Raw genomic sequence first — 15,792 nt, 5'->3', positions numbered from 1 at the left:
TTCAGGACCCGGGATGGCATTTTTCTCGCTTACATAGAAAGTTAACAACGATATAATAGAAAGTCACCCCGCCATGGTTATCCAATTCTCGACGGGGCGACACATACGTCTCTGGCACCAAACAGCCGAGCGCCGGATCAGCTGTAAATCAGCCTCTCAGCAGTGACTATACCGTCTTGTACCAGGAGAGCGGCGCCGATGCATGCGACGTCACCGTGGGGCGCTTACATCCGGAGTACTTGACCTCGTTGCCCGCTGCCGTGGATCCATGGTTAGAGGTCCGGTGATAATAATTAGACCAGACGCTCGACATATCCGATCCATGATCCCACAACCCTCCACCAGCGTTGTCCCAAGCCAATGCCGGAAGCGTACCCACTCCAACGAAGACCGCCACCGCTGCAGCAATCCCTAGCACCTTACGCGTGTCTTTCTCCTCACTGAGATAATATCGAGGAATCTTCCAATTGTGATTCCCTTGCAGGGGGCTACTGAACATCTGAGAGCTCGTCAATGTTAGGCCCAAAAGTGTAGCCGAAAGTTACCATTGGACTGTTCGTAAGGCTCGGTTGGATAGGCGCAGGGCTTCGGCAAAGTCGTGGCTCGGTGGTCTGGTTCCCCGATGTCGTTGCAGGTAGGCGTCAGTCCATTTCACAGAGAGTGCTGCTCGTTGTTGAGATAGTCCGGATAACGGTCGGGGTGGTGCGAGCTTGTCACGACCTGAAATTATTCGAACAGCAGCCGTCGCGCCGTGCCCAATCGCGCCTAATCCATCGGTTGTAGCCGGCCATCAACGGTCACGTCACCGCTCCCATAAGCTCGTCGGCACGCCTGAATCCAACCGTGGATCGGATTCCCGAGCTGGATATGCGGGTTCGATTCCCGTCACCCGCTCGCCCTTCGGGATGATCACGCTGACGGAGTACTTGGGCTTTCCGCCCTGGATACTCTTCGCCTCGAAGATGTTGGTGTAGGACAGGCGGACTTCGCCGGTGACCACACGGGTCGGATTAGTTGTAGACATCTCGTCTTACCTTTTTTCTGTTGTTATTTGATTGCAGTGAATTCGTTACTGGTTGGTGCGGAATCCGACGCCCTCGGCGCCGGAACTCTGCGAACGGTAGGACGTGATGGCAGAACTGGCCTTGACCAGACCACAAGGCACTGTAGACATGACCGCCGGTTGTCGCCCTTCAGGCCTAACGCTTCGAACCCTAGCAGGAAACCGGCTCAGTACCCGGGGGTCTTGACCAGTCCAGAATGATATGTGCATAGTTATGTTCATGCCTACTCGAAACGTGTACGTGTCTGACAAAGACCAGGCTTTGTTCCGCGAGGCGGCCGAGATAGCGGGAGGATTGTCGCCGGCGGTCAGTGAGGCCTTGCATGAGTACGTCCAACGCCGTCGGCTTGTGGCGGCGAGTCTCAAGCAGATCGAGGTGGACCTGCGCAGTGAGGGTGTTGATCGCCGTGTCTCTTTCATGGGTAGACGACTGGCGCGGGTGCAACGGGACCACAAACAGGGCCACCGTGTCGACACCGTGTACGTAACGGCCAAGAGCCAGATCGCCGTTGTGTCCAAGGTTCAGCGTTCCCTGCCTGGTTGGGCCGAGGGGAGAGAGAATCTCTGGTCTCATCCGGAGACCTGGGACAGGAACTTCTGGACGGCTGGGGACCGCACCCTCGCCGTCTTCGCAGACTTGGACGAGCTGCGCACCGCCGATACCGACCTTGCTGATCGGGTGGAGTCGGCAATGCGAGTCGTGCCCTACCAGGTTCTGGACATCTGAGGGGGGACGGTGGACGCGAACGCCTCCTCGCCTGTTCCCACGACCCTGTCCATCAGGAATCTCGTCAAGAAGTACAAGGTCCGGGGCGGGTACCAGGTCCCCGCTCTCAACGGGGTCTCGCTTGAGCTCGGTCGCGGTGAGATGCTCAGTCTGTTCGGTCCCAACGGTGCAGGAAAGACCACCTTGGTCAGGATCATTGCAGGGCTCCTGTCGGCAGACTCTGGGACGATCGAATGGCCCGGCAACGAGAGTCGGAACCCGAGGTCGTTGCTGGGGTACGTTTCGCAGAAGGGCGGCCTGCAGTACGGACTGACGTGCCGCGAAGAGATGACCTTTCATGTCCGTTGCTTCGGTCTGGGGGACCGCGAGGCTGCGCGGCGCGTTGAAAGAGTCACCGAGATGCTCCATTGTGGCTACCTGCTCGACTGGAACGTAGACCGCCTGTCCGGTGGGCAACGACGTGTCGTCGAAGTGGGTATGGCACTGCTGCACGAGCCGGCGGTGATCCTCCTGGACGAACCGACTCTCGGGCTCGACCCGGCCACGCGTCTATCCCTGTGGGAGACGGTGGGCTCGGCTAGGCGGGAGTCCGATGCAGCCTTCCTTGTGACCACGCATTACATCGACGAAGTCGCGCAGCAGCTCTCCAATGTGAGCGTCATCAACCATGGCACGGTCATCGCGTCAGGCACCCCGGAAGAGCTGCAATCCACGTACTCCACCGGCAGTGTCTCGATCATGGTTCCAAGGGAGCGACTAAGTGAGGCGACCCAAGCACTGCAACCAATCTCCCCAGACGTCTATGCGGTGTCCGGCAAGGTCGTAGTGCCGGCCCCGTCGCCGGATCGAGTGGTCACGGCGGCACTGCAGGCTTTGGAGGGCCATGGCATCCGTGCGTTGGCGGTCGCCGTTCGCAAACCATCCCTCAATGAGGCATTCCTGGCGCTGACCTCGACCCCGTCCGCATCAGAAGGAGAATGGACCGCATGACGGCATGCTTCCGCAGGTATCTGACGTTGGCGGCGCGCAATCGCCGTGATTTCGCGTTGTCATTCGTTCAACCGCTCGTGTACATCGTGTTGTTCGGGCCACTCTTCGTCGCCTCGGTGAACATGGCGCAACACTTGACACAGGGCCGCTCGTATGCGCTGTACGTGAGTGGACTCTGCCTCCAGATCGCCATGACCATCGGCGCGTTCTCGGGGCTGTCGATCATCTTGGAGTATCGACTCGGAATCTTGGAACGCATATGGAGCACCCCCTCACTGGCCGCGCAGCGATCGGGGGGCGAATCGGCAGCGACGTGGTGCTCATGAGTGCGCCAATCCTGCTGGTGGTACTGCTCGGGGTCGTTCTCGGTGCTAGGCCCAGTCTTCCACCCTCATCATCACGGTCACCGGAACCGGGGCCACGTTCTCTGGCATGTCCTACGCTCTGGCGCTGCGGACTAAGAGCGAAGCAGCCTTGTCCGCGATCTTCAATGTCGCCCTGCTGCCCCTCCTCCTGCTATCGGGGATCATGCTGCCGCTGTCCTTCGCCCCGCGCTGGATCGGAGCCGTCGCTCGCTTCAATCCGCTCTGGTACCTCGTGTCAGGCACGCGTGATCAGTTCGAGCGAGGTGATCTCACCGGCTCAGCTGTCATCGCATGGGCTATCGCCTTTGGCGGGATGGTCGTGGCATATCTCTGGGGCTCCCACGAGTTTGGGAAGCGTCGCTGAAGAGAGCTGTGGCCAACCACTCCAAGGAGAGCGGTCGGCCACAGCGGCAGGACGGGTTCGGGGACGTGTCTCAGTGTTCGACCACGCTGATCACAGCGCACGTCGAGCAGGACGACGAGAGCCAGCGCTGGAGCAAGTCGAGCCACCCGGGGCCAAGAGGTCGACGGTGACCGAGGCGCCGCCGAAGGCCGAGGTGATCGGGCTCTGAACGCTGCGGGTGCGATGCTCAAGGGTGGTGGTGAGCTTCATGGCATCTCCTGTGAGTGTTGAGATGCTGACGATATTGGACTTAAAACTAGCATGTCCTGACTGTTGCCGTAGCGGGGTTGATCCGTTTTGGTGGACTTCGGTTAAGCAGTTTTGCGGCTGTGAGTCTCGGTGTTTTCGAAGTTTACGAGGCTGAGATGTCGATTTCGTTGTCAGTGGTGTGGTTTGGGGTGAGGTGAGTGTAGACGCCGACGGTATACATGGTTTCGACGAGGGCGGCCGAGTAGCCCTGTTCCAGCACTAGTTGTTGAGGAAGGCGAGGCATTCGCCGTCGGAGTCGATCTACCACATGGAGGCCCGGATCGTTGATACGGCTCTCTAGGTGACGGATCGGGCGTTGGAGGCCGGAAATGTGGAGTTGGCCCGGTGGGCCCTGACCCAAGGACTCCTCGTATCACCCGATCATGAGGACCTGGTCGCCGGATGCCTACGCACCGAGTACCAGGCCGGGAACATGGACAAAGTCTGCGAACTCGTCGATCACCTGTCGGCCACCGCCCGCCGGCTGGGCGTCGACCTGGGCGAAGACACCACCCGCATCATCGATACGGTCACCGATACACACACAAGAGCGTCATGACCGGCCCCGCTCTACCCCCCATTCAAGGAGGATCCTCATGCACCATCGTGGCGCATCCCTGACCGCAGCTGTTATCACGATCGCAGCCCTGGCCAGTGGCTGCCAATCCAACAGTTCAGCATCCGCACCCTCACCCACGCCGACCCCGACTGTTACCTCGGCTACCCCCAGCCCGACCCCGTCAGCCGGAGCGGTCTACACCAGCAGCGTGGCCACCTGGACGCTCCACCCAAGTGGGCAAGGACGGACGGCTGCGCCTCACGGGTGTCATGGAGGGCCCCTAGAGGCGTCCCAAACCAGATCGGAACGGGCCGCTTTGTCAGAGCAGGCCGAGCAAGCAAGACTTCCCGAGGAGGCGCCCAGTGACTGAGCAGGACAGTCAGGCTCAGGACCTAGTGCGCACCTTGTTGGCCGAGGGGTGGAGCCAAAAGAGATCGCCCGACGAATCGACCGAGACCCCCGTCCGGTGAGGTCCGTCCTCAAGGGCGAACGGCCCAGCACAGCCCTGGGCTTCAGACGATGGTCACGCGTCAACAGACACGCACCCAACAGACGCGCCAGCACCACGTACAGCGCATCATAAGCAGACACGTTGTGCCGCATCTCCCACGCATCCACCATCAGTGGTTCCACCGGATACAACTCCACCTTGAATGCTCGGAAGTCCGACAATATCTGCATTGCCTCCGCATCGGTGATGAGTTGCCCCAAGGAGAGGTTTCGTACGACATGGGCAATCTCTGCAGACAGATGCTGGGGGGCAATGAACTCCTCGCCGCCCCATTGCTGCCATGCCGCACACCCAACCGTGCTACCAACGAGCATTTCAGCGAGCACGGACACTTCGACGACAAGTGTCATCGTCCTTCCCGGCCTTCTTGCAACACCTCGACCATCGGCGGCAAATCCGTCCTAGCAATCTGCACCATGATGCGCTGCATCAACTGCTCGCGTGAGGGATTCTTGAGTGTGTTCTGTAAGCACTTCCAGGGTGTATTCACTCAACGATTTTCCCTGCAAAGCCGCTCGCGCCTTGAGTTCCCTGCTGGTCTCCTCGGGAACGTTGCGGATCTGAATGGTCTTCATGTACGAAGCACAGTATCCATGCAACTCACATGCGCCCTCACGCCAATCCAATCAGGGCCTAGGACCGCCCCCTATGGACACTGGTTGCAGGTCAAGGCGCAACCCCTCCCAATGGTCGATCAGCCAGCGATCATGACTCGCCACCACAAGCGTGCCATTCCACTTTTCCAATGTGTTCTCTAGTTCCTCTATCGTGGCCAAATCCAGATAGTTCGTCGGCTCATCCATGATGAGCATCTGCGGCGCCTGAGAGACCGCGAGTGCAATCTGCACTCGACGCTGGTTACCGTCCGACAACTCGGATATGGGTGTGTTCCACATGGACGGATGGAGTACTCCAGCACCACGCTCGCCGATGCCTGCCTTCCAGCCGATACCGAGAGTGTCAATCGTGGGCAAATGCTGAGACACGAAGCCGAGTCGCGCATGGACGCCAATCTCCCCGACGCCATCACGTGGTGGCTGACCAGTAGCCATCCATTGCAGCAATGTGCTCTTCCCTGCGCCGTTGGGGCCGGTGAGAAGCAGGTGCTCCCCAACTGCAAGGTCGAACGTCACGGGAGCGAGCCTGCCGCTAACGGCTGTGCTTCGCACCGTAACGGCAAGACCACTGCTCAAAGACACCTCGGGTAAGTTAAGCTTGAGGGAGTGGTCATGGGGCTTGCGTACTTCACGACGGGCAAGATCCTCGAAACGTCGATCATCGTTACGAGTACGGCGCACCGAGGTTGCCGCAGCTCGATCGGCAAAGAACTTGCGGGCCATACCCTCGGCCCTCGCTAATTTCACCCCACCACGAGCAATGTCCTCACTACAACGGCGATGAGCCTTGAGGTGCCGTTTTACATCTTGCTGGGCGGCATGGACCCTATGGTGCTCGGCCTGCGCACGCTGCTTAGCAGCAAGGTAATCATTGTAGTTTCCCGCGCACCGGTAGATCCCCGGCAGGTTGGTGCCTCCCCCTGCAGTCACCAGGGCTTGCCATGACGCGGTATCGAGGTCATAAATAACGGAGGACACGGCTTCGATAAAGGCCCTGTCATGGCTCGCCATTAACACGGGGCCTTTCCACTTGCGGAGCTCGGAAATCAGATAATCCACCGCATCGTCGTCAAGATGGTTGGTTGGCTCGTCGAGGATCAAGATCGCCGGTCGTGACACCACGATTCCCGCCAGTTCGAGTCTGACCTTCTGTCCCAAAGACAATGTGCCCACCTCGCGGTCTTCTTCGTTACCCACCAGTTGGGACAACCCCAAACCGGCGAGGGTCTCATGAACACGAATGGACATCATCCACGCATCGACGGCGTCCAGCTTGGACAACAGATAGTCATATTCACCAGCTAGTCGCGCAGAGGTGGGATTTTGCGCCAACCTGTCGGTGACATCGTCAAATCGGGCGATCAGTTCGTGTACATCTGACAACACATTGTCGAGATAGTCCTGCACGGTGACACGGCGCTTAAGGGCCCCACACACTTCCAACACCGACGGCACTCGAAGCCGATTGGACGCCCCCGCACGGTGACCGAACCACTGTCTGGGACGATCTCACCCCTAATAAGACGCAACAGGGTTGTCTTTCCCGAGCCATTGGGCCCGACGAGCACGGCACGTTCACCGTCACCCACACTGAGGGAAATCCTGCTCAAAAGCGGTTGGGTAGAAAACGAGAAGGAAAGGTCGTTCACATCGATACTGGGCATAGCTGATCTCCAAAAGTTCGCCGCATGGGTCGATCCCGGCCGACCTCAATCGGACGGGGCTTCTCGGCTAGACCGAGTGGAGATCACAAGGCCATCGGAACGAACACACTCCCAAAGGTTTCAACGGACACGCCGCATCAAAGACGGTGGGAAACTCCGAACTGTGACACACGGGCTCGAAGTGCATCCTCGTGTCAGGCACATTAGCAACACAACTGCCACAAACGCAAGACGGTCGCGATGACCGACCGATGTCCTCAACCCAACCCTCCCCGCAGCGTCGCCATGAGATGCTCAATGAACCCTCGCGCGTCAACATCGCACAACAGGTCGACGTTGGGCTTCTTGCCCCAACGCCCCAACTCGTCGCCGACGGTCTGACCACGGGTGAGGGTCCCGGCCAACTCAACGTCGACAGCCAACGGGCGCGTGCTGGCAAATTTCCCCGTCACCGCGTTAGCCACCACCAAGGGATCGTGCAGATAGGCGCACCACCCCAGGCCGTCAGCCTGATGGAACTCAAAGTAAAACTTCAGCGCGTCAGCCAAGACCCTCACAACCGGGTGGCTTCCCAACCCCTCTATAGCCCGACGATCCTCCTCATCAAAACGGATCACCTCAGTAGCCTGCAACGCCCCCAACACGACCCGCCTCGACGCCTTCCCCCACGCCTCGAACACCTCATGGGCAGCCTCCGGATCCACGGCGATATTCCACTCGCTCGTCGGGCCGGTATTACCACGGTAATTAATCGCCCCACCCATCACATGCAATTCCTTGAGCAGTCGCGGCAGTTCAGGCTCCTCCCGCAAAGCCAGCGCGAGATTCGTCAGCGGACCAGTGGTAATACCCACCAACTCCCCCGCGTAGCGATGCGCGAGATCAACCCACAATTGCGCACCACTACGCACGTCCGAGCGACGCCCACACTCCCCCAACTGGGCATGACCCAAACCATGAGGTCCGTGAGTCTCCTCGGCAGTCATCATCGGCTCGACGAGGGGCACGTCAGCTCCGCGCGCCACCGGCACGTCCATTCCCAACAACTCGGTCAAACCCAACGCATTGCGCAGCACGTCGTCCTGGCCGACATTGCCAGCAGTCGTCACCACCCCGACGGTCTCAACGTCGTGGCGACAGGCCAGGTAAGCCAGCGCAAAAGCGTCATCGATTCCAGGGTCACAATCCAGCAAGACGGGCAGGGAGCGTATCGAAATCGTCATGTTGGAAGAATAAGACCCCATCCCCCACCGCTAGAAAACATGACGAATGACGGCACCCTCGGAAAAATTCTCGAATATTGCGTATTGACGTCATCGGAGCACATGTCTTCAGCTCGCCGTACCACAATCTGTAGGAACGGCTCTCCAGAGACTCGCTAAGACAGCACGGTTCTGAGATAGGCGAGAGGTTTTCCTCATGGTCCATTCATGGTGCGAACTGGTCGATGACACGAAAGTATGAACCCAAGCTGGTCATACCAGTCCATCGGTAATGCTCCTTCGTGAACAGTTCCTCATTGCCGAAACTCCCGATGGGTTCGACGACCTCTCAGGCGACACTTGAGGCACGATGGAAGATGTGAAGTATTTCCCGACGATGACGCGAGAGGCGACGAACAAGGGCGAACGCATGACCGACGAGGAGCAGATCCCATCTCGCGGGGCGAGGATTCTTGCGAGTATCGTCATCCTCACAATCTGCGTGGCCGTGGTGTTAGGCCTCCTAGCCGTTGCCGTCGGCCGTAAGTATGCGTTACGGATGTTCATCGGGGTAATGATCATCGGGATCCCCGGGGAGGTCATCGTGGAGTTCTTCGGGGGCGGGGGCGCTGGGGTTCGCTCTGGCGGAAAACCGGCCCGGTCGCGTGGTACACGGCTGTTCATCTCGGCGCTGGTTCTCGTCGCTTGGGCCTTGGCCGTGTTCGTCCTCACCACCCTCGTCAAGCCGTGGCGCGGAGCGTCCGGGGACATGGCCTGGATGATGGCCCTCGGGATCCTGGTGGTACTCGTCGGCGAGTTCATGGACACCCGGAGGAAGAAGTAGATCTAACGCGCCGGTCTCCTCCCCGCGGACGGAATTGCATGATCGCGGTCGGTACTCTCGCTTGACCCATCGCAGTGGATAATGACCGTTGTCGGAGCAAGATCGTCGGTGACCTATGCCACATTCATGCCGACGCAATGGATCGGGGGGGACGAAGATGACCACCGCACATCAAAGGAATCTCTTCACCGCGCGCATAAGGAGGAACGCCGTCATGGCAGTCGTGTTCACGCTGCTGGCAATTGCCGTCGGGTGAATATCGACGCTGAGAATGTTCATTGGCGCGCTCATCGTCGGGATCCCCGCAGAGATCATCGTGGAGTTCTTCGAGCACTGGTCCACAGAGGTACGGGCCAACAAGGCGCCGATCCGAGCGCGCGGCTTGCTATCACCCATGTGCGCACTGTTCCTCATCGTGTGAACTGTCACCGTGTTCACCCTGACCGCACTCATCGAGCCACGGCCCGGAGCGCTCGGGAGCATGGGTTGGGTGACGTTCCTCGCACTCCTGGCCGTTCTCGTCCAGAAATTCCTGCGCACCGTGGGGAAAGCTAGTCACGAATGATGTGGGCGGCGGGGGCGTGAACGATACGACGGTTCGAGCGCTGGAGCCCCACGAGCGGAGCGGACCGTGAAGTTGTCAAACGCATCACCGCTTTGCCAATTGATTGCAGTTCCATTGATCTGACGTGCATCACCGACCCTCGACGGGCGGTGGCGCGGGATGAGGGCGCGGAAACCCGAGATCAGGAAAGCGATCGCCCCTGAGAAGGGGTGCCGGGAAACAGCCCACGCTCCATGCCGGCGATGATGAACTCCACCTTGAGGTCGAGGTTCCCGCGCTCTCCCAAATCCTGCATCCCGAACAGGTCAGGCCGACCACCCAGGATCTGCGTCAATCGGTCCAACCCGGTACGACCATTCGCGTCGGGAGTTAGATACGGCTGGATCGACACGTACGTCTCCAAGGTCATGTCCACGACGAAGTCCAAGGCGAAGGCTGCTCCATCCGTCCCCGCAGGGATACCGAGTTCGGCCAGTCTCTCAACGATCGCAGCGATCCGTGGCAGGGCCATGCCGAACGCCTCTGGCTGGGTGAGTATGACGGTCGCTGCCTCCGGGTACCTCGAGCACATGTCCCAATAACGGTTTACGACGTCGCGCAGCGCCTCCTGCCAGGTACGCAACCGTGGGTCCGGCTCAATATCGCGAGATATCGCGTTCATCGCAGCCAGTTGCAGCTCCTGGCGGGAACTGAACACCCGGTATAACGCGGTGGCCTTCACCCCAAGGCGCTCAGCGACCGCCCTCAGGGTGAAAGACCCGATCCCCTCGGCCAGCGCAGCGTCGATAACCTGTCGTCGCGTAAACACTGGCTTGCGCCCCGGCCGCTTACGCATCACCGCTGGCCCATGATCGACCACCCCTCGGCCCGTTCCCAGGCACGCCACAAATCGGCGTACAGACCGCCGCCGGTGATGAGGTCATCATGGGTTCCCACTTGGCAGATCCTACCGGTGCGATCGACGACGATCCGGTCCGCTGAGCGAATGGTGTCGAGCTTGTGCGCAATGACCAGGATCGTTGAGGTCTGCCGCATCTGGGACACGGCAGCCTCGATCTGTGCCTCATTTTCCGGGTCCAAGGCTGAGGTGGCCTCGTCGAACAACAGGATCGGGGCGCGTTTGAGCAGGGCTCGAGCCACCGACACCCGCTGGCGTTCACCGCCCGAAAGGCGACGGCCGCCCTCCCCGACACTGGCGTCCCAACCGCCTGGAAGACGAGCAGCGATCTTGTCGACCCCGGCCAGGGTACCGGCCTGACGCACCCGCTCGTCAGAGGCATCCGGACAACCGAGGCGAATGTTCTCGGCCAAGGTGGAGTCATGGAGGTAGACGTCCTGGAACACCATGGCGAGCTGACTCATAAGCTGCTCGGTGGTCTGGCTTCGGACATCGGCCCCGCCAACTCGCACCGTCCCGGAATCGACATCCCAGAATCTCGCGATGAGCCGGAACAAGGTGCTCTTACCCGCCCCCGTGGGCCCGACGATGGCCGTCAGGCCGCCGGCCGGGGCGGTGAATGAGATATCATGCACGACCGGGCGCGCCTGGTCGTAGCCGAAGGTGACACCCTCGAAACTCACTTCGCCGGGAGCAGAAAGCTCCACTGAGTTGTCCGGTTCGGGAAGCACTGTGGCCGAGAGGATCTCGTTGACTTCGGCTATTGGTTCACGGACCGTCTCGATGGCCAAAGTTGCCGCGCAGACGTCCTCCAACACCTTGGTGTAGCGCAGCGAGATTCCGACGAAGGCAACCGCCACGACCGGGCTCAACCGTCCCGATCCACCCAGGTTCGCCGCCAACATGACAAGGGTCACCGCGATACCTTGAGCCGCCAATCCGGAGAGGAAATTTGCCAACACTGCCAGCCATAAATCTTTGCGGGCGGCTCGCCCACTCGCCGCTTGGGCGTCGTGGAGGGGTTGGTAGCCACTGGCCCGTCCAGCTGCCCGAAGCGCAGGCTGGGACTCGCAGAACTCGACGATTCGAGCCGCCACTTCTTGTCCAGCAGGGTACGTCAGTGCCTCACCGCGAAGCTTGAGGGCGCGCGAGGCGATTGTGAGTAGGTAAATGATCGGAATGGCGAGGAGCAAAGCCAATCCCAACTGCCACGACCATGCCCAAGCCAGGATCATCATGACCAGTGTGGTGGTCATGCCCCTCACCAGCGGAGCCGTGAAGTGCCCCAGACTCTCACCCAGTGACATAAGTCCCCGCGTCAACAGACGCGAAAGCCGGGCGGGGAAATCGGACCGGAACCATCCCAGGGGCAAGCGGGCGACGTGGTCACCGATACGGGTACTGAGGTGACTCAAGACGTCCATCGCGCACAAATATCCAGCACTCGATTGAACGTACGACACCGCACCCCCAGCAACGGCCAGGACGGCAAGCACCCATATCCAGCCCCACCAGGGCAGACCCAGCGACGGCCGCCCCTCAACGAAGGCGGTGCATGCTGGGATGACGGCAAACAGACCGACTCCCTCGATCATCCCCAACACGCCAGCCCACACCAAGGAACCGTGGAACCGCCGAGTACCCTCGTCGGTCAGCAATGGTCGGAAGGCCCGTAGCAGGAAGATGTCCCCGGCCCACCCGAGACGTGACGAAATGACACTCATCGGTTCGATCCCTCCACCGACTCGGCGTGATGACCAATGACCAACACAGTTCGACCTCGAGCCAGGGCGGCTAAGGCCTGCTGGATCTCGGCCTCGCAGTCAGGATCGACGGCAGCGGTCGCCTCGTCTAGGACGAGGATCGGGGTGTCGGCCAACACGGCCCGTGCGATGGACATCAAGTGGTGGCGGTCGACCCCTGAGGTGGGTTCATCAAAGATGACGACGTCCTTGTCCTGCGCGATGGTAGCCGCGACGACGAGGCGTTGGGCTTGTCCGCCCGACAATGACAGGGGGTGACGGTCACGTTCGTCGGCCAGGTCAAGGCGGCCTAGAAGCCCCGAGACGTCGGCCGCGGCACGCTGCGGAGCGCCCAAGCCGAGAGTGACCTCGCATTCCACCGACTCGCTGAAAAATCCTGCATCACCATCCCACACCATTTCTGACGCTTGCCGGGGGGACCAAGGCTCCCCCATGCCGATACGGGCCTCGGGCGGGGCTTTTTCGAGTCCACAGATGAGTCGAGCCAGAGTCGACTTTCCTCCTCCATTCGCACCGGTCAGGATCGTCACCACTCCAGCAGGCAAAAACAGGGAGTCGATGTCGAGAACTACCGGGCGATGGGGGTAGGAAAAAGTGAGGTGCTCGATAGTCAGCCCTGCCGACGGTTTTCCTCGGTTGCCCGAGGTGGAACCGGAGCGCGTGGACCTGCCCCGAAGCACCGGAGAACGACCGACCCGAGCATGTGGTGGTGTAGGAAGATCGACCGGTTTGACGTCGATGCTGCGTAGGCCCCGCCCCAGCAGATCGTCTTCCGACAGAGCGAAGAAGTCGTCGCCACTCATCCGCTCAACGATCTGACCATCGGAAATCCGATTGACGACGTTGGCTAGCCCGCGGAACAGGTGCAGACGGTGCTCGGCGATCACGAGTGTCTTGCCGGCATCCATGAGCTCCATGACAAGGGTACGAAAATCGTCGATACCTTCCGCCGAAAGGTTCGAAGTTGGTTCATCGAAAAGCAGCAGGTCGACATCGGCTGCCAAGGCGCAGGCACAGGCAACCCGCTGCAACTCTCCCCCTGAAAGGGTGTCGAGTTGCCGGTCGAGTAGATGGGAGATGCCGGTTCGAGCAACGGCACGAGTGACGGCTTCGCGGATATCGGCGGCGTCCACACCGTAGTTCTCCAGCCCAAACGCCAACTCGGTGCGCACGCTGGAGGTGAAGAACTGGGTATGGGGATTCTGAAAAATCATCGCAGAGGTACGGCCGACGTCGTGTAGCTCGACATCAGCGAGATCGATGCCATGAACCGTGACCCGGCCCCGCAACGTTCCCCCATAGAACTTGGGGACGAGTCCGTTCATCGTCCTCAACAAGGTGGACTTCCCCGATCCCGACGCCCCCACCAGCAGGGTGAGGGTGCCCGGTTCAATTGTCATCGTGATGCCGCGAAGCTGCTCTGCGGTCTGCCGGTCGGGAGCCGGACCGTCAGAGAACGGTGAGGAGTTGAGGTCGGGTGGCAAGTAGCCGTAACTAACGTCGTCGACGCTGACAAGGCTCATGCGATCACCTCGCCGGCACGCCAGGTGACCAAGGCCGCCAGCACCGTCAGTACAACGGCGTCCCCGATACCAAAGTGACTCGGTTGGGTGTTCGACCGGGTTTTCTGCGCGCCGAGCCCCTTGATGATAGCGGCTGCGGAAAGCTCATCGGCAATGCGAGCTGCCGAGGCCAGGAAGGGAATGACAACGTATTCTCCCGTACGCATCGGGTGACGCATCGCCGACCACGCCCCAGGTTTGAGGCCACGCAGGGTCATGGCCTGAATGATCGCCCGCAATTCACGTACTGCCATCGGGAAGAACCGCACCACCACCATGACGGGCACGTAGATGACCCGAGGAGCATGCATCTGAGTGAGGACCGCACCCACCCGAGCGACGTCGAGAACCTTGATCGCTGCCACCGCCGCGCCGAAGACCCCCGCGAATCAGAACATCCAGAAGGCAATGAAGACCAAGAACGCCGATACCGTCGAGCGCCACAGCAGCGGGAGCAGGAAGCAGCAAAAACCCCACACCAGCACGAATGCCGTCCAGCTGACCCATATCTTCGGCCGAGTAGTCAGAACCAAAGACATCGCAACGACCCCAAGGCTGGCCATCACGAGGGCTGTCGACCCGGCCCTCATGAGCAGGAGGTTGAGAACAATGACGTAAAGGGCAAGGGTACGCGGATCCACCACGCCGAACGGCCGCCAGGTTCGACAGACGTGGACCTTCGAAGCGGCGCCGAGACCTACTGCGATAGGTGAGCGACCATCGGCGAAACAGGGGGTGTCACTGAGCACCGCCGCGGTCACCTCATCAGAATTCATGAGGTGAGCCTACCCTATAACTTATGGCTGTCAACAAATACTCTGCCTCGGGTCTTGCATGGAACGCCACGGCGAGAACTGACCTCCACCGCTAGCCGCAACACCATGAAGACCGAGCAGAGGCCGACTTTGGTGCCCCCCGGCCAACGACGGACGAAAGCGCGTTCTTCTAGTGGATGTGGCTATCGACTACCGAGCGACAGTGGGACCGGATCGCAACCCATCATCGAAGCGAGCTCCTCCCCCAGCTACTCTGGGAGTCGATAAAGTGAGAGGAGACCCGCGTGGGCATCGGAAGCAATATCGGCAAAGCACTGCTGGCTCAAGCCCCCAACATGGCACCCGGGGCAGCCGTCTCACTACTCCGCAGCATCGTCGGATTCGCCATTGACGGCGTCTCGGGGCTACCGGGAGCGCGTCAGGCCGCCGGTAAGACCCTCACCAAGCACGACGGCGATGTCGAGCAGGCGATCAACTCCTTAGTTAATCAGCACATTGTGATGGCCGGGGCCCAAGGATTCGCCTCCAACCTCGGTGGCGTCGTCACCCTGGCCGTGACCATCCCTGCCAATATCTCCGGCGTCGCGATCGTGCAGGCCCGCATGGTGGCTACCATCGCCCACTTGCGCGGTTACGATCTCGACGACCAGCGGGTCCGGACCGCCATCCTCGCCACGCTCATGGGCCAGCGCGAAGTCGATAGCCTCATACATGAGAAGAAGCTACCGACGACACCGATGGGCATCGCTACCGCTCCGGTCGGTGACGCCGATCTCGAAAAGGTCGTCGCCCGGAACCTTATCAATGTCCTCATGGGACAAGTCGCGGGCAAGAAGCTTCCGGTGTTTGTCTCCAAGCGCGTTCCTGTGCTGGGCGGCGGAGTCGGCGCGACTACCGACGGGTTCACCACGTGGAACGTCGCCCGCTACGCCCGCAAGCAATTCCCCACCCGCCGCCCACGCAACTAAGACCCACACACTCGGGATACGGCCAGGATGATTCGGGGGCAGGAATAGTGGCGTCCGACCACAGTG

21 protein-coding genes and 3 pseudogenes are annotated in these 15,792 nt (G+C 60.5%); 8 read left to right on the top strand and 16 right to left on the bottom strand.

Translation table 11 applies throughout. The features are described 5' to 3' along the window. Positions 1-166: 166 nt before the first annotated feature. Together F1563_RS14675 and F1563_RS14780 are read right to left on the bottom strand one after the other, a co-directional pair. Entirely contained in the window at positions 167-499 is a 333-nt protein-coding gene (locus tag F1563_RS14675) for a lactococcin 972 family bacteriocin (RefSeq protein ID WP_002546621.1), read from the bottom strand. Between the two features lie 303 nt (positions 500-802). Beyond that, positions 803-1,024 (bottom strand): ssDNA-binding protein, encoded by a 222-nt coding sequence (locus tag F1563_RS14780; RefSeq protein WP_002528080.1) that lies wholly within the window; start codon positions 1,022-1,024, stop codon positions 803-805. 241 nt (positions 1,025-1,265) lie between these two features. On the opposite strand from F1563_RS14780, the gene F1563_RS09230 reads away from it, so the two are divergent. The 4 genes from F1563_RS09230 to F1563_RS14665 all read left to right on the top strand — a co-directional run bounded on the left by F1563_RS09230 (position 1,266) and on the right by F1563_RS14665 (position 3,509). After that, positions 1,266-1,790 (top strand): EXLDI protein, encoded by a 525-nt coding sequence (locus F1563_RS09230; protein ID WP_002528081.1) that lies wholly within the window; start codon positions 1,266-1,268, stop codon positions 1,788-1,790. A gap of 9 nt (positions 1,791-1,799) precedes the next feature. Next, positions 1,800-2,780, top strand: coding sequence for an ABC transporter ATP-binding protein (locus tag F1563_RS09225; protein WP_002528082.1), 981 nt, complete (start codon positions 1,800-1,802; stop codon positions 2,778-2,780). Further along, positions 2,768-3,106: an ABC transporter permease gene (locus F1563_RS14670; protein WP_002528083.1), complete on the top strand. Its 339-nt coding sequence runs from the start codon at positions 2,768-2,770 to the stop codon at positions 3,104-3,106. Before F1563_RS09225 ends, F1563_RS14670 begins: the two co-directional genes overlap by 13 nt. A gap of 106 nt (positions 3,107-3,212) precedes the next feature. Then, positions 3,213-3,509, top strand: coding sequence for an ABC transporter permease (locus F1563_RS14665; RefSeq protein ID WP_002528084.1), 297 nt, complete (start codon positions 3,213-3,215; stop codon positions 3,507-3,509). A 90-nt stretch (positions 3,510-3,599) separates the two neighbouring features. Here the strand turns inward: F1563_RS14665 and F1563_RS13670 are convergent, their stop codons facing one another. Together F1563_RS13670 and F1563_RS13665 are read right to left on the bottom strand one after the other, a co-directional pair. Beyond that, a complete protein-coding gene (locus F1563_RS13670) occupies positions 3,600-3,758 on the bottom strand; it encodes a hypothetical protein (RefSeq protein ID WP_002528085.1) in 159 nt (52 codons plus the stop codon). Positions 3,759-3,900: 142 nt separating this feature from the next. After that, positions 3,901-4,041, bottom strand: coding sequence for a hypothetical protein (locus F1563_RS13665; RefSeq protein ID WP_002528086.1), 141 nt, complete (start codon positions 4,039-4,041; stop codon positions 3,901-3,903). Between the two features lie 57 nt (positions 4,042-4,098). On the opposite strand from F1563_RS13665, the gene F1563_RS09210 reads away from it, so the two are divergent. Next, complete coding sequence (locus F1563_RS09210) at positions 4,099-4,356, top strand: hypothetical protein (RefSeq protein WP_002528087.1); 258 nt, start codon at positions 4,099-4,101, stop codon at positions 4,354-4,356. A 362-nt stretch (positions 4,357-4,718) separates the two neighbouring features. Beyond that, positions 4,719-4,864, top strand: a pseudogene (locus F1563_RS14900) (helix-turn-helix domain containing protein); the annotation flags it as partial. A gap of 5 nt (positions 4,865-4,869) precedes the next feature. Here the strand turns inward: F1563_RS14900 and F1563_RS14895 are convergent. The 6 genes and pseudogenes from F1563_RS14895 to F1563_RS14285 all read right to left on the bottom strand — a co-directional run. After that, positions 4,870-5,217 (bottom strand): annotated as a pseudogene (locus F1563_RS14895) (type II toxin-antitoxin system VapC family toxin); the annotation flags it as partial. Further along, positions 5,214-5,442: pseudogene (locus tag F1563_RS09195) on the bottom strand (type II TA system antitoxin, ParD family). The pseudogenes F1563_RS14895 and F1563_RS09195, both read right to left, overlap by 4 nt. Before the next feature lie 51 nt (positions 5,443-5,493). Next, on the bottom strand, positions 5,494-6,930 hold the full coding sequence (locus tag F1563_RS09190; protein ID WP_002528090.1) for an ATP-binding cassette domain-containing protein: 1,437 nt from the start codon (positions 6,928-6,930) through the stop codon (positions 5,494-5,496). Next, positions 6,846-7,148, bottom strand: a complete 303-nt coding sequence (locus F1563_RS09185; protein WP_002528091.1) for an ATP-binding cassette domain-containing protein — start codon at positions 7,146-7,148, stop codon at positions 6,846-6,848. The genes F1563_RS09190 and F1563_RS09185 overlap by 85 nt, the downstream gene beginning before the upstream one ends. 257 nt (positions 7,149-7,405) lie before the next feature. After that, the gene (locus F1563_RS09180) at positions 7,406-8,371 is read right to left on the bottom strand and encodes a nucleoside hydrolase (RefSeq protein ID WP_002528092.1); all 966 of its coding nucleotides are present in this window, start codon (positions 8,369-8,371) and stop codon (positions 7,406-7,408) included. Between the two features lie 205 nt (positions 8,372-8,576). Next, positions 8,577-8,684, bottom strand: a complete 108-nt coding sequence (locus F1563_RS14285) for a ClbS/DfsB family four-helix bundle protein (RefSeq protein WP_227431956.1) — start codon at positions 8,682-8,684, stop codon at positions 8,577-8,579. Between the two features lie 63 nt (positions 8,685-8,747). Here F1563_RS14285 and F1563_RS09170 point away from each other — a divergent pair, with 63 nt between their 5' ends. Continuing rightward, a complete protein-coding gene (locus F1563_RS09170) occupies positions 8,748-9,194 on the top strand; it encodes a hypothetical protein (protein WP_172623690.1) in 447 nt (148 codons plus the stop codon). Between the two features lie 171 nt (positions 9,195-9,365). Here the strand turns inward: F1563_RS09170 and F1563_RS09165 are convergent, their stop codons facing one another. The 6 genes from F1563_RS09165 to F1563_RS09140 all read right to left on the bottom strand — a co-directional run bounded on the left by F1563_RS09165 (position 9,366) and on the right by F1563_RS09140 (position 14,758). Next, positions 9,366-9,590, bottom strand: coding sequence for a hypothetical protein (locus F1563_RS09165; protein ID WP_227431946.1), 225 nt, complete (start codon positions 9,588-9,590; stop codon positions 9,366-9,368). Positions 9,591-9,940: 350 nt separating this feature from the next. Beyond that, positions 9,941-10,597 (bottom strand): TetR/AcrR family transcriptional regulator, encoded by a 657-nt coding sequence (locus tag F1563_RS09160; RefSeq protein ID WP_172623661.1) that lies wholly within the window; start codon positions 10,595-10,597, stop codon positions 9,941-9,943. Continuing rightward, positions 10,594-12,381, bottom strand: a complete 1,788-nt coding sequence (locus F1563_RS09155) for an ABC transporter ATP-binding protein (protein WP_002528098.1) — start codon at positions 12,379-12,381, stop codon at positions 10,594-10,596. Before F1563_RS09155 ends, F1563_RS09160 begins: the two co-directional genes overlap by 4 nt. Then, a complete protein-coding gene (locus F1563_RS09150; protein WP_007434166.1) occupies positions 12,378-13,943 on the bottom strand; it encodes an ABC transporter ATP-binding protein in 1,566 nt (521 codons plus the stop codon). Before F1563_RS09150 ends, F1563_RS09155 begins: the two co-directional genes overlap by 4 nt. Continuing rightward, complete coding sequence (locus tag F1563_RS09145; RefSeq protein ID WP_002528101.1) at positions 13,940-14,347, bottom strand: energy-coupling factor transporter transmembrane component T; 408 nt, start codon at positions 14,345-14,347, stop codon at positions 13,940-13,942. The genes F1563_RS09150 and F1563_RS09145 overlap by 4 nt, the downstream gene beginning before the upstream one ends. 24 nt (positions 14,348-14,371) lie before the next feature. After that, complete coding sequence (locus tag F1563_RS09140; RefSeq protein ID WP_002528102.1) at positions 14,372-14,758, bottom strand: hypothetical protein; 387 nt, start codon at positions 14,756-14,758, stop codon at positions 14,372-14,374. A 284-nt stretch (positions 14,759-15,042) separates the two neighbouring features. On the opposite strand from F1563_RS09140, the gene F1563_RS09135 reads away from it, so the two are divergent. Further along, on the top strand, positions 15,043-15,726 hold the full coding sequence (locus F1563_RS09135; RefSeq protein ID WP_002528103.1) for an EcsC family protein: 684 nt from the start codon (positions 15,043-15,045) through the stop codon (positions 15,724-15,726). Positions 15,727-15,792 lie beyond the last annotated feature (66 nt).

The sequence above is a fragment of the Cutibacterium modestum genome (assembly GCF_008326345.1).
GTDB lineage: Bacteria > Actinomycetota > Actinomycetes > Propionibacteriales > Propionibacteriaceae > Cutibacterium > Cutibacterium modestum.
This window is presented reverse-complemented; position numbering and strand designations above follow the sequence as displayed.